We start from the raw sequence: 12,757 nt of genomic DNA, 5'->3' as shown, positions 1-12,757 counted from the left end.
GTTACGAAAGTTGCGCCATCATGGGCATGAACCACCGCACACACTCAAGGTTCCCGAATGGTCACCGGCAGTTCGGCTGGCCCGGGGGCCTACCGCCCTGAGTACCCGTGAAGGTGAGGCTCATGAGCCCAATCAGTCGCAGGACCCTTGTTCTCGGCGGACTCGCCGCGGCCGGGGTCGGCGCCCTCCCGGCTGCCGCCCAGTCCTCGGTCATAACCGCCACCGCCGCCGTCCCGTACCCGTTCCAGCTCGGCATCGCGTCCGGTGAGCCCGACGCGAGCAGCGTCGTGCTCTGGACCCGACTGGCCCCGTCCCCGACCAACGCCGACGGCCAAGGTGGCATGGCCAACGCCGACGTCGCAGTCGACTGGCAGGTGTCGACGACCGACACGTTCAGCACGCTGGTCGCGTCCGGCACGGTCACAGCCCAGTACGCCGCTGCGCACTCGGTGCACGCAATCGCCAGCGGTCTCAGCCCAGACGCCGACTACTACTACCGGTTCCGTGCCCAGGGCTACATCTCGCCCGTCGGCCGCACTCGCACCACGCCGACGGTTGGCACCGCTGGACGGAACCTGGTGATCGCGTTCACCTCCTGCTCGCACTACGAGGAGGGGTACTTCACCGTCTACCGCAGGATGGCTGAGGAGAACCCGGGCGTCATCCTGCACCTCGGTGACTACATCTACGAGTACGGCCCGACCACCGGCCGTCCGCGACTCCACCTCGGCAACGAGATCGTGTCGCTCGCGGACTACCGCCGCCGGTACGCGCAGTACAAGACCGACCCGGACCTCCAGGCAGCGCACGCGGTCGCTCCGTGGATCGTCGTACCGGACGACCATGAGGTGGAGAACAACTACGCCGGCATGGTGCGCGAGAACAACACTCCGGCGCTGACGACGGCACAGTGGACCGCTCGGCGGTCGGCGGCGTACCAGGCGTACTACGAGAACATGCCGCTGCGACCCGCTCAGGTGAACAGTGGCAACGGCATCCAGCTGTACAGGCGACTGCGGTGGGGGAGCCTGGCGACGTTCCACATGCTCGACACCCGGCAGTACCGCAACGACCAGGCCTGTGGTGACGGCTGGAAGGTGTGCTCGGACGCTGATCTGGCTACGCGCAGTCTGCCGGGCAACCCGCAGGAGAGCTGGCTGCTGGACGGTCTGGGACAGCACCTGGGTACCTGGGACATCATCGGACAGCAGGTGTTCTTCGCCCGCCGGTTCAACTCGACCGGCGCCAGCATGGACTCCTGGGACGGCTACCGCGCGTCGAGGGCCCGGATCCAGCAGGGCTGGGTCGACCGGTCCGTGCGCAACCCAGTCGTACTCACGGGAGATGTGCACCGGGCCTGGGCCAGTGACCTCAAGGCCGACTACAACAACGCGAACTCGGCGACCATCGGCACCGAACTCGTCACGAGCTCGGTGACCTCGAGTGGCGACGGCGACGGGTCCACCACGGTCCCGGATGTCGGCACGAACCCGTGGCTGAAGTTCTACAACGACCGTCGCGGCTACGTCCGCGCGACGGTGAGCCCGACGGAGCTGCGGGCCGATTTCCGCAATGTGGCCAAGGTGTCCGAGCACGGCGCCGCTGCCGCGACGGTGAAGTCGTTCGTCGTCCAAGAGGGCCACCCCGGCCTGCAGGCGGTGTGACTCATGAAGAAGATCCTTACTATTACTGCGCTTGCTGCTACTGCACTGACTTTCTCCGCCACTACTGCGGATGCGCACATTGCTGCACCCACGTGGGTGACGGCGAACAGCGTGTCCACCGGTGACCAGGACAACGCGTCCATTGCCACCAACCGCAACGGCTATGTGGCCGTGACGTGGGAGGACGACCGCGACACCGACAACGCGACCGACAACGTGCATAGCGAGATCTACCTGCGGCTGTTCCACAACGGCACCGCAGTGTACGAAACGAAGCTGTCGGCCGGTGGCAGCAGTGGTGTGACGACCTGGCGCCACCTGCACCCGGACGTCGGTCTGGACGACAAGGGCAACGCAGTGGTGGTGTGGCAGGACGACCCGGACGGCAACGGTTTCTACAACATCCCGTACCGCGTCGTGAACACCGCCGGCACCGTGACCGCATCCGGCAACGCCAACAGCAGTTCGACCGGTCAGCAGATCAATCCGCGCGTCGCTGTGGACCCGGATGGTGCACCGTCCGGTGCTGCCGTCGCGTTCACCGTGGTGTGGGAGGACATCCAGACCGGCGCCCAGGCCATGGTCAAGGCAGCTGGCTATACCGGACCGACCACACGCGCCTGGGAAGTCACTGCCTCACAAACGACCGGCCAGCACCACAACCCGGACGTGGCCGTGTCGGCGTCAGGTGACGCGTTGGTCGTCTGGGACGAGGACGGCGACGCCAACGCGTTCTACAACATCGGACTCATCCGGCTGGGACGAACCAATGGTGCGGCGACGCTCTCGCGCCGGACCGCCAACTCTGAAGGCGGTGGACAGCAGGTGCACGCATCTGTGGCCGCCAACTTCAACGGCGACTTCGCAGTCGCGTGGGAGTCCGACCACACCGGTACGGCGGGTGTCTGGACGCGCTCGTTCAACTCGGCGGGCACAGCCCGGTACGCCGACGTACAGGTCGCGGCCGGAGGTACGGCGCCGTCGATCGGCATCGACGACCAGGCGCAGACCGTCGTGGGCTGGACGATCCAGGCGACCGATCTGGACGTATGGATCCGTGGCTTCGGTACGGACGGCACGGACACCGGCCGACTGTCGCCGCAGCAGCTCAGCTCTGCCACTGCGGGCCGGCAGGAGCAGATGACGGTCGCAGTCTCGCCGTACGCCGAAGTCGCTGTCGCCTATACCGACGACACCGACGGCAACACGTACGACCAGGTCGTCCTGGGCACCGGGATCTCCAACAACAGTTGGTGATTCAGTTACCCGCGAACCACAGGATCGCAGCCAGCACCAGCTCGACCAAGAAGTAGAACCAGACTGGATAGAAGGCGGTCGGCCGGTCGAACACCAGCCCCACCAACCGACCGGCCGCCATCCCCGCCAGCGCAACAGCAACAGCGATCACCGCGCCGCGGCGGATCCCGTCATCGATCACCGCGACGACAAGCAGCCCAGCGACGGCCAGTCCGAACCCGCCGTACACGGCACGTACCTCGCTGCGGGCGTGCGGCCCGCTGATCTGGATCCCGAACGGCCGCACGAGTGCGGCGGGTGCGGCGAGTCCGTAGATGCCCATACCGGCGAAGAAGACTGCGGCGACGATGATCCCGATCACCTGGCGAAGATTACTTTGTGGCCGGGGTGATGGTGCTGAGCACTGCGTCGGCCGACGTCACCACCTGGAGGCTGGTGATGTCTTCCAGGGGGATCGAGGTGCTGGCTGGGACCCGGGCCTGGTAGGTGCCGTTGGAGGCCCACCAGCCGGCCGTCTCGGTACTACCGTCTCGGCCGTGGACGATCAGCATGCAGTGCTTGTCAGGCTGAAGGTCGGTCAGGCGGAGTTGGATGTCCGTGCCCCAGCCGTGGCTGGTCAGCTTGGCTGTGGTGTCGATGCCGCCGACGCCGTCTGTTGCTGTCCACGTGGCTGAGGCTGGAGCCGTCACCAGGCCCCAGCTGACCAATCCACTCACTACGACCGCTGACGCGGCCGCCAGCACCCAGCGCCGTCGCGGCCGCTTCTTGGTCAGTTGGAGCGGAGCCGGCTCCGGCTGGTCTGTTTCGATGTCCTCGACAGGTACGGCATGCAGGAGTCCCGGGAGGTGGGCGAACTGCAGCAGCGTCTCGCGGCAGGTCGGGCAGGTCGCGACGTGCTCCTCGGTCGCGCGACGTTCGGATGGCTCCAGCGCCCCCAGCACATAGGCGCCGATCGACATCGTCTCCGGGCACGTCATGAGCCGGTCACTCCTCGTTCTTCCAGCGCCGCGCGCAACGCGTGCAGTGCGTAGTAGCTGCGCGACTTGACCGTTCCCGGCGGTACGCCGAGCACGACCGACGCCTCGTTGACGGTCCGGCGCCGGTAGAACAGTTCGATGATCACCTGGCGGTGGTCGGGACTGAGACCACGCAGTACCTCGATCACCTGCCAGACCTGCAGCACGTGGTCGAGGTCGTCGCCGAGCGCCGGGAACTCGTGGTCGTCGATCGGCACCTCCGTCACCCGCGCCTCCTTCTTGCGGTGGCCGGAGATGACCAGGTTGCGGGCGACCGTGAACAGCCAGCGGCCGGCCCGGTCCGGGTCCAGCTCGGCGGCGTGCGTCCAGGCCCGCGCCATCGTTTCCTGCACGATGTCCTCGGCGTACTGGCGATCGCCGCCCACCGAGCGGAGGACGTAGCCGAACAGCGGCCGCCGGTACCTGTCGTACAACGTGCGGATCACCGTCTCGTCATCCACACCTGTGAACTACGCGACACAGCCGTGGAAGGTTCAACTGAACCTGTCGCCGGGATCCCGCGTATCTGCAGGGGAGAGGAGATTCGATGAGAATCACGATATTGTTGCTAGGAGCAACGGCGGCGATGGGGACGTTGGCGGCCTGTGGGAGCAGTGATACCGCTGCCGGAGGTGCTGCGGCCGCTGTCTCGGTGCAGAATGTGAGCGGTGTCGGTCAGACGCTGGTCGATTCGTCCGGCAAGACGCTGTACTTCGCCGACCAGGAAGCCGGCGGCATGATCAAGTGCACCGGCAGTTGCCTGAGCTTCTGGATGCCGGCGACCGGCTCAACCGCCGACGCGAAGTCCGTAACTGGCCTGGGCACGATGAAGCGCTCCGACACCGGCGCGGAGCAGCTCACCTTCCAGGGCAAACCGCTGTACACCTTCAAACTCGACACCGGATCCGGACAGGCCAAGGGCAACAACGCCTCGGATGCCTTCTCCGGAACGAGCTTCACCTGGCACGCGGCAACAACCACCGCGTCGTCGGCTCCGTCCCCGAGCACCAACAGCGGCGGTGGCGCCGGCTACGGCTACTGACCCCCGCGTGGCGTCAACTTGATGATCGGCAGCTCGCGATCGGTCTTCACCTGGTACTCCGTGAATCGCGGCGCAGCGGCCGTGATCCGATCCCACGCCTCGGCCCGCTCCGCGCCGTGCAACTGTTCCGCACGGACCTCGATCGTCTCGCCGTTGACGTCGATCCGGACCCGATCGGGGTTCGCGGCCAGGTTGTAGTACCAGGCCGGGTTCCCGGGAGCGCCCGCCGCGGAGGCGACGATCAGGCGGCTGCCGTCGTCGACCGGGAACCAGCCGACGGGGGTCAGCCGCTCCTCGCCGGACTTGCGCCCGATCGTCCGCAGTACCAGGGCGTCGAAGCCCATGAACTTGCCGCCACGACGCCGCCGGATCCGGCGAGCCATCAAGGTGTTCATCCACCGCAGTACGCGGCCTTTCGGCTGCCGGGCACCGCGAGTACCGGCGCGGGTGTCGAAGCTCATCGGCTCGTCACACCCTCGGACGTGTGGACGGTGCGGGTCGTGGTGACCTTGTCGTCGTAGGTGAACGGCTTGCCCTCGAGGTTGAAGCTCCAGGAGGTCGTCGGCGTGATCCGCAGGTACGTGCCGGCGCCGAAGCGACCGGTCCGCTCGACCAGCTCGGCCTCACCGTAGATGCGCAGGTACCGCGGCACCCACGGGTCGACCGACGCCAGATCGTCGAGGACGACGGCGACCTTCGTGTTGCCGGCTTGGACGTTGCGGAACTTCCGGGTCTTCACCGGATCGATGCCGCCGACGTACAGGTGCGTGCCGTCGTACTCGAACCCGACCGGTACGGCGTCCGGCTGCCCGTCGGTGCCGACCGTCGCGATCCGTGCGATGCGCTGGGAGCGCAGGTAGTCGAGCTCGTCGTCACTGAAAGACATCGGTCCTCCTGGGCTGGTTAATGCCACATACAGTACGCGTCATTAACTATACATGCCCTGTACCTTAGAAAGGTGAGCAGGAGTACGGGGCATTTCGCTCGGCTGGCGCAGGTGAATGGCGCCGGCCTGGACGCTGACGTGATGGATGCCGCCGGCGGGTTGGTGCAGCTGACCGGGCTGGTGCAGGCGATGTACGCCGCGACTTCCGACCGGCATGATCTGACGCCGGTGCAGGCCAAACTGCTGTGCGTCCTGCTCGACGGGCCGCGCGGTATGGCCGAGTTGGCGCAGATCTTCGGCGTCGAGAAGGCTGCGTTGACGGGGCTGGTGGATCGGGCTGAGAAGCGTGGGCTGGCCGAGCGGTCGCGTGTCCCGGGGGACCGGCGGGCGGTGCAGGTGCGGCTGACGGATGCCGGGCGGCGGGCCGCGACCGCGTTCCATGCCGAGGTGGGTCAGCAGCTCGACAAGCTGATCGGAGACCTGAGCCCGGCCGACCTCGAGCACTTCCGCGCGACCATGAGCGGGATCATCACCCGCTGCCGCGGCGCCGTCTGACCGCTGTCTGACCTCCGTCCCGGACGGTGTCCTGGCCGCTGTCCCAGCTGTTGGACAGCGTTTTCCTCTACGATCGTAGGCGTGTCTAAGCCGCTGAGCAGCTGAGTGTCCGCCGTCGTCGGTGCCTTCGCCGCGCTGGTCGCAGTGGCCGTCCTCGGGTACGTCGTCGGCCTCCTCGGCGTACTGCGTTCACAGGACGAGCTCGTGCTGTCCCGGCTGGCGTTCTTCGTCGCCACACCCGCACTGCTGTTTACGACGGTCGCCCGCGCCGACCTGCGGACGATCTTCTCGGTAGTCCTGGTCACGAATCTGGTGAGCCTGTTCGTGGTCCAGGTGCTGTTCCTGCTGGTCGCAGTGGTGATCTGGCGACGGACGCGTTCCGAGGCGACGATCGGCGTCCTCGCGTCGTCGTACGTGAACGCGGGAAACCTCGGCGTACCAGTGGCGGCGTACGTGCTGGGCGACGGTGCGCTGGTTGCGCCGATCGTGCTGTTCCAGGTGCTGGTGATGGCCCCGATCGCGTTCGCCGTACTGGATGGGGATCGGCAGGGATCCGGTCGCCGGGTATCGCTGCGGACCATCGTCACACGCCCGCTCCGCAACCCTCTGACGGTCGCGTCCTTACTCGGCCTGCTCGTGTCCCTGGTGGGACTGCCGCTGCCGGATCTCCTGATGCGCCCGATCGACCTGGTCGCCGCTGCGGCGGTCCCGGTCGCGCTGATCGCTTACGGCTTGAGCCTGAGCGCCGGCACCAAGAACTCGATCACCTTGCGGCGAGACGTCGTACTCGCAGTCGCCCTGAAAACGCTCGTCCAACCACTAGCGGCGTACACGATCGCCCGCTGGGCCCTAGACCTCCACGGAACAGCCCTACTAGCGCCAACACTCCTAGCCGCCCTACCCACGGCCCAGAACGTCTACGTCTACGCCGTCCACTACCGAGCCAGCCGCACCCTGGCCCGCAGCGCCGTACTCCTCAGCACCCTCCTGTCAATCCCCACCATGATCCTGATAGCAGGCCTCCTCGCCTGAGTCAGCGCATTGCTTTGAAGGCTTCTTCGGCTACGGGTTCTACCTGGTCTACGTTGACGCCCTCGTTGGCTGATTGGGCGATGACGGTGAGGGTGTTGGAGCCTCGGTAGCACTGGGTGGGGAGGTTGCCGGTGGACTCGACGCAGGTGGCGTTGCCGACCTTCTTGATCTTGTCGGAGGTGGCGCCGGAGTCGGCGACGGTCTTGTCGATGTCGACCTTGCCGCGGAGCGCGATGATCACGTAGAGCCGGTCGCCGTCGAGGCTGCCGTACGCCTCCACTGTCACCTGTTTGCCGTTGTTGATCCGTCTCAATGCTTCGCGGGTCTGGTCGAGGCCGGCCCGGTCGCGGATATCAGGATTGGTGATCCGGTCGAGGCCTGCGAGCTTGGCGGGCGGAGTGATCCCGCGCTTGGAGTTGAGGGTGTTGAGCGGGCCGAGGCCCCAGACGTACCCGCCAACGGCCAGCAGGATCAGTACGACGAGAGCCGCGCCGACCGTGACCCACGGGCCGCGGACCTTGAACCGCCGCCAGCCCTTCTTCTTCGAGGCGAGCTCCGCCGTCTTCGTGCCGTCTGAGGTCGCCTTGCCCGAGGGATCCTTCGCCCCAACCGCCGCAGTTTGCCCAGCCGCGGTCTGCCCAGCGACCGCGGTCTGCCCGGCTTCCGTCGTCTGCCCGGGTGGCGCGGGGTCCGCGGCCGGGACGGCGGCCAGCTCGGTGGTGTCCGCGCCGGCGTCGGCCGCGGTGACGGCCTTCTCCGCCGGCTGCGGATCCGCCGGGTTGGTGGGGTCACTCATCGATTTGCTCCTCGGACGTTCGGTCGCGGGGTTCGGACCCGATGCTTCCACATCTGTACAAACCGATCTCGCAGGGTAGTCGCACGATCGCACAGATGCCCGCCTCCCCAGCGGGAGACGGGCACCCTGCTCAGTCAGTTGCTCAGAGCGCGGCGACGACCTTGACCGCGTCGGAGTCGTCGGCGTGCCAGACGATCTCGCCGGTGATCCGGCCGGCCGCCCGCAGGTCCGGCTCGGCGCGCTCGGCCAGCGACAGCCGCGCGGCCGGTCCGGTGACCTCGACCTTGCTGACCTCGGTCTTCATCGAGACCTGCGCCTCGGACTTCGCGCCGCGGATTCCCGCCAGCACCTCCGAGACCGCGTCCAGGACCTCAGGCTCCTGCTCCGCGACCGCCAGATCGACATCCGGCTGCGGCCACGAGGACAGGTGGATCGAACCCTCCTGCCACCACGACCAGACCTCTTCGGTCGCGAACGGCAGGTACGGCGCGAGCAGCCGGAGCTGGACCGACAACGCAACGGCCAGCGCAGCCTTCGCCGAAGACGCGGCGTCGTCGCCCTGACCGCCGTACGCGCGCTCCTTGACCAGCTCGACGTAATCGTCGCAGAACGTCCAGAAGAACCGCTCGCTGATCTCCAGCGCCCCGGTGTAGTCGTACCGCTCGAAGGCCGCGGTGGCGTCCGCGACGACCGACCGCAGCTGCCGCAGCATCGCCAGGTCGACCGGCTCCGTGACCGCGGCCGGATCGACCGTCGTCGCCCCGAACCCGAGGACGAACTTGGACGCGTTCAGGACCTTGATCGCCAGCCGTCGTCCGACCTTCATCTGCGACTCGTCGAACGGCGAGTCCAGCCCGGGCCGAGCCATCGCCGCCCGCCACCGCACCGCGTCCGACCCGAACTTCTCCAGGGCCTCCGACGGGACAACCGCGTTGCCCTTCGACTTCGACATCTTCTTGCGGTCCGGGTCGACGACGAATCCGGAGATCATCGACCGCGCCCAGGGCAGCGTGCCGTTCTCGAAGTGAGCGCGGACGACGCGGGAGAACAGCCAGGTCCGGATGATCTCGTGCGCGTGCGTGTTCAGGTCCATCGGGAAGGTACGGCGGAACAGGTCGTCGTCACGCTCCCAGCCGCAGACGATCTGCGGCGTCAGCGAGGACGTCGCCCAGGTGTCCATCACGTCGGGGTCGGCCTGGAAACCGCCCGGCTTGCCGCGCTGGGACTCGTCGTACCCGCGCGGGGCCTGCGAGGTCGGGTCCATCGGCAGCTCGGCCTCGGACGGCATCAACGGGTGGGCGTAGTCCGGCTCGCCGTCGTGGTCGAGCGGATACCAGACCGGGAAGGGGACGCCGAAGTACCGCTGGCGGGAGATCAGCCAGTCGCCGTTGAGTCCGTCGACCCAGTTCAGGTAGCGGTGGCGCATGTGCTCGGGGACCCAGGCGAGCTCGTTGCCGAGCTCGAGGAACTCCTGCTTGAGCCCGGCGTCGCGGCCGCCGTTGGTGATGTACCACTGCCGGGTGGAGACGATCTCGAGCGGCTTGTCGCCGTTCTCGTAGAAGTTCGCCATCCGCTGGGTCGGCTTCGGCTCGCCGTCCAGGTCGCCGCTCTCGCGCAGCTTCCCGACGATCAGCTCACGCGCACTGAACACGGTCTTGCCGGCCAGCTCGCCATAGAGTGACACCGCCAGCTCAGAACCCTCGAGCCACGGCGGGGTGTCGCGCAGTAGGCGGCCGTCGCGGCCGATGACGGTCCGGACCGGTAGCTGCAGCTCGCGCCACCACTGGATGTCGGTCTGGTCGCCGAACGTGCAGCACATCGCGATGCCGGCGCCCTTGTCCATCTCGGCGGCCGGGTGGGCCAGGACCGGGACCTCGACGTCGAAGAGCGGCGAGCGGACCGTCGTCCCGAACAGGTGCTTGTACCGATCGTCGTCCGGGTGGGCGATCAACGCGACACACGCCGGGATCAGCTCCGGGCGGGTGGTCTCGATGTAGATCGGGCCATCTGCACCGTGGAAGGCGATCCGGTGGTAGGCGCCCGGATACTCGCGGGCCTGGACCTCGGCCTGGGCGACCGCGGTCTGGAACGTGACGTCCCACATCGTCGGCGCCTCGGACAGGTACGCCTCGCCGCGGGCGAAGTTCCGCAGGAACGCGCGCTGGGACGTACGCCGGGAGTCCTCGGAGATCGTCGTGTAGAGGTACGACCAGTCGACGCTCAGGCCGACCTGCCGCCACATCGCCTCGAACGACTGCTCGTCGATGTGGGTGAGCTCACCGCACAGGTCGACGAAGTTCTGCCGGGAGATCGGGATCTGCTTCTTCGGGTCCGGCTTGGCCGGCGGAGTGAAGTCCGGGTCGTACGGCAGCGACGGGTCGCACTTGACGCCGTAGTAGTTCTGCACCCGGCGCTCGGTGGGCAGGCCGTTGTCGTCCCAGCCGATCGGGTAGAAGACCTTCTTCCCGCGCATCCGCTGGAACCGCGCGACCAGGTCGGTGTGGGTGTAGCTGAAGATGTGCCCGACGTGCAGCGACCCGGAGACCGTCGGTGGCGGCGTGTCGATCGAGTACACGTCGGCACGCTCGGCGGTGCGGTCGAAGGCGTAGGTCTGCTGCTCCTTCCATACGGCCGCCCACTTCTCCTCGAGGCCTTCGAGGGTGGGCTTGTCTGGAACGCGGGACGTCTGGCTCATGCGCACAATCGTAGTGGTTGTCAAGGGGTGCTCCGAACGCTTATCCACAGCCCCTTCTAGACTGATCATTCTGATGAGCGACCTTTCCTATGCCGAGGTATCGGCACGGCTTCAGCAGCGCTGGCCGGAGCACAAGATCGAGCCCACCCTGGAGCGCGTCCGGCGGCTCGTCGAGCTGCTCGGCGACCCGCAGAAGACGTACCCGGTGGTGCACCTGACGGGGACCAACGGCAAGACGTCCACGGCCCGCATGATCGACACCCTGCTGCGCGAGGCCGGGCTGCGGACGGGCCGGTTCACGAGTCCGCACCTGGAGTCGGTGCGCGAGCGGATCACGCTGGACGGTGAGCCGATCAGCGAGCAGCGCTTCGTCGAGGCGTACGCCGAAATCGCGCCGTACCTGGATGTCGTCGACGCCGAGCAGGAACACCCGCTGACGTTCTTCGAGGTGATCACCGCGATGGCGTTCGCCGTGTTCGCGGACGCGCCGGTCGATGTCGCGGTGATCGAGGTCGGCCTGGGCGGGAGCTGGGACGCGACCAACGTGGCTGACGGGATCGTCTCGGTGATCACGCCGGTCGCGGTCGATCACTCGCACCTGCTCGGCGCGGATCCGGTCACGATCGCCGGCGAGAAGTCGGGCATCATCAAGCCCGGCGGTACGACGGTGATGTCGCAGCAGAGCCTGGACGTGTTCGAGGTCCTGCTCCGCAAGGCTGCCGAGGTCGGCTCGCAGGTCGCGCGCGAAGGGATCGAGTTCGGTGTCGTCAGCCGGACGCTCGCGGTCGGCGGGCAGGTCATCTCGGTCAAGGGCCTCGGCGCTGAGTACGACGAGCTGTTCATCCCGCTGCACGGTGAGTACCAGGCGCACAACGCCGCCACTGCGGTCGCCGCGGTCGAGGCTTTGCTCGGAGCGACCGCGGAGAACGAGGGCCGGGTCACGGTCGAGCTGCTGCGGGCCGGATTCGAGAAGGTGACCAGCCCGGGCCGGATGGAGGTCGTCCGGAACAGCCCGACTATCGTCGTCGACGCCGCGCACAACCCGCATGGCGCCCAGGCGACCGCGGCCACGGTCTCGGAGGCGTTCCAGTTCCAGCCGCTGATCGGCGTACTGGGATGCATGAAGGACAAGGATGTGTACGGCATCCTCGAGGCGTACGAGCCGATCATGGAGACGGTCGTCTGCACCCGGAACAGCTTCGTCGAGCGCTCGATGCCGGCCGAGGAGCTGGGGGAGCTGGCGGCCGAGGTGTTCGGCGAGGAGCGGGTGCTGGTGCGGCCGCACCTGATCGACGCGATCGACGACGCGATCCGGCTGGCCGAGGAGAACGCGATCGCGATGGGCACCGGCGGCGTACTGATCACCGGCTCGGTCATTACCGCTGGTGAGGCGCGGGCGCTGCTGGTCCGCAAGCAGAAGGAAGCACAGTGAGGTCTCTGGCGTCGATCGTCCTCGGGTTCGAGACCGTGCTGCTGGCTCTGGTCACGCCGGTGATGATCTCGGTCGCCGGCGTCCGGCCCGCGGTGGCCGTCCCGGTCTGCCTCGGTCTGGCTGTACTGGCGATTGTCTCGGCCGGACTGCTCCGCTTCCGGGCCGGTTACGTGCTCGGCTCGGTGGTCCAGGTCGGCGCGGTCGGCCTCGGCTTCGTCGTACCCGTGATGTTCCTCCTCGGCCTGGCCTTCGCCGGCTTCTGGGTGGCCGCGATGGTCCTCGGCCGCCGCATCGAGCAGGCCAAGAAAGCTCACCAGGCCCAGACCGGTCAGGCCCAGACCGGTTAGGCTCATCCGCCCTAGCTACTTCGAGAGAGAGTTGA

At 67.5% G+C, this 12,757-nt stretch carries 14 protein-coding genes; 7 read left to right on the top strand and 7 right to left on the bottom strand.

Annotation, left to right across the window (positions count from 1 at the left end; genetic code table 11):
* Positions 1 to 122: 122 nt before the first annotated feature.
* Together EV650_RS14280 and EV650_RS14275 are read left to right on the top strand one after the other, a co-directional pair.
* Positions 123 to 1,664, top strand: coding sequence for an alkaline phosphatase D family protein (locus tag EV650_RS14280; protein ID WP_134119132.1), 1,542 nt, complete (start codon positions 123 to 125; stop codon positions 1,662 to 1,664).
* Between the two features lie 3 nt (positions 1,665 to 1,667).
* Positions 1,668 to 2,921 carry a hypothetical protein gene (locus tag EV650_RS14275; protein ID WP_134119130.1) on the top strand — a complete coding sequence of 418 codons (1,254 nt, stop codon included), beginning with the start codon at positions 1,668 to 1,670 and terminating at the stop codon, positions 2,919 to 2,921.
* Between the two features lies 1 nt (position 2,922).
* Here EV650_RS14275 and EV650_RS14270 read toward each other — a convergent pair whose 3' ends face one another.
* From EV650_RS14270 to EV650_RS14260, 3 genes are read right to left on the bottom strand one after another with little or no spacing between them, the layout of a single operon-like run.
* Positions 2,923 to 3,282, bottom strand: coding sequence for a DUF4345 domain-containing protein (locus tag EV650_RS14270; protein ID WP_238174200.1), 360 nt, complete (start codon positions 3,280 to 3,282; stop codon positions 2,923 to 2,925).
* 10 nt (positions 3,283 to 3,292) lie between these two features.
* Entirely contained in the window at positions 3,293 to 3,898 is a 606-nt protein-coding gene (locus tag EV650_RS14265) for an anti-sigma factor family protein (protein ID WP_134119128.1), read from the bottom strand.
* Positions 3,895 to 4,398, bottom strand: coding sequence for a sigma-70 family RNA polymerase sigma factor (locus tag EV650_RS14260; RefSeq protein WP_134119126.1), 504 nt, complete (start codon positions 4,396 to 4,398; stop codon positions 3,895 to 3,897). The genes EV650_RS14265 and EV650_RS14260 overlap by 4 nt, the downstream gene beginning before the upstream one ends.
* 86 nt (positions 4,399 to 4,484) lie before the next feature.
* On the opposite strand from EV650_RS14260, the gene EV650_RS14255 reads away from it, so the two are divergent.
* The gene (locus EV650_RS14255) at positions 4,485 to 4,979 is read left to right on the top strand and encodes a COG4315 family predicted lipoprotein (protein WP_134119123.1); all 495 of its coding nucleotides are present in this window, start codon (positions 4,485 to 4,487) and stop codon (positions 4,977 to 4,979) included.
* Here the strand turns inward: EV650_RS14255 and EV650_RS14250 are convergent.
* Together EV650_RS14250 and EV650_RS14245 are read right to left on the bottom strand one after the other, a co-directional pair.
* The gene (locus EV650_RS14250) at positions 4,973 to 5,440 is read right to left on the bottom strand and encodes a nitroreductase/quinone reductase family protein (RefSeq protein ID WP_134119121.1); all 468 of its coding nucleotides are present in this window, start codon (positions 5,438 to 5,440) and stop codon (positions 4,973 to 4,975) included. The genes EV650_RS14255 and EV650_RS14250 overlap by 7 nt on opposite strands.
* Complete coding sequence (locus EV650_RS14245) at positions 5,437 to 5,865, bottom strand: PPOX class F420-dependent oxidoreductase (RefSeq protein ID WP_134119119.1); 429 nt, start codon at positions 5,863 to 5,865, stop codon at positions 5,437 to 5,439. Before EV650_RS14245 ends, EV650_RS14250 begins: the two co-directional genes overlap by 4 nt.
* 72 nt (positions 5,866 to 5,937) lie before the next feature.
* Between EV650_RS14245 and EV650_RS14240 the strand changes: the two genes are divergently transcribed.
* A complete protein-coding gene (locus EV650_RS14240; RefSeq protein WP_134119117.1) occupies positions 5,938 to 6,420 on the top strand; it encodes a MarR family winged helix-turn-helix transcriptional regulator in 483 nt (160 codons plus the stop codon).
* Positions 6,421 to 6,525: 105 nt separating this feature from the next.
* Positions 6,526 to 7,452 carry an AEC family transporter gene (locus tag EV650_RS14235; protein ID WP_134119114.1) on the top strand — a complete coding sequence of 309 codons (927 nt, stop codon included), beginning with the start codon at positions 6,526 to 6,528 and terminating at the stop codon, positions 7,450 to 7,452.
* Between the two features lies 1 nt (position 7,453).
* Here the strand turns inward: EV650_RS14235 and EV650_RS40990 are convergent, their stop codons facing one another.
* Together EV650_RS40990 and valS are read right to left on the bottom strand one after the other, a co-directional pair.
* Complete coding sequence (locus tag EV650_RS40990; RefSeq protein ID WP_238174199.1) at positions 7,454 to 8,248, bottom strand: hypothetical protein; 795 nt, start codon at positions 8,246 to 8,248, stop codon at positions 7,454 to 7,456.
* A gap of 142 nt (positions 8,249 to 8,390) precedes the next feature.
* Positions 8,391 to 10,943: a valine--tRNA ligase gene (valS, locus tag EV650_RS14225; protein ID WP_134119112.1), complete on the bottom strand. Its 2,553-nt coding sequence runs from the start codon at positions 10,941 to 10,943 to the stop codon at positions 8,391 to 8,393.
* Between the two features lie 73 nt (positions 10,944 to 11,016).
* On the opposite strand from valS, the gene EV650_RS14220 reads away from it, so the two are divergent.
* Both EV650_RS14220 and EV650_RS14215 read left to right on the top strand, forming a co-directional pair.
* Complete coding sequence (locus EV650_RS14220; protein WP_134119110.1) at positions 11,017 to 12,375, top strand: bifunctional folylpolyglutamate synthase/dihydrofolate synthase; 1,359 nt, start codon at positions 11,017 to 11,019, stop codon at positions 12,373 to 12,375.
* Entirely contained in the window at positions 12,372 to 12,722 is a 351-nt protein-coding gene (locus EV650_RS14215) for a DUF4233 domain-containing protein (protein WP_134119108.1), read from the top strand. The genes EV650_RS14220 and EV650_RS14215 overlap by 4 nt, the downstream gene beginning before the upstream one ends.
* Positions 12,723 to 12,757 lie beyond the last annotated feature (35 nt).

Origin of the sequence: Kribbella kalugense, assembly GCF_004365875.1 — a bacterium.
Classification (GTDB): Bacteria; Actinomycetota; Actinomycetes; order Propionibacteriales; family Kribbellaceae; genus Kribbella; species Kribbella kalugense.
This window is presented reverse-complemented; position numbering and strand designations above follow the sequence as displayed.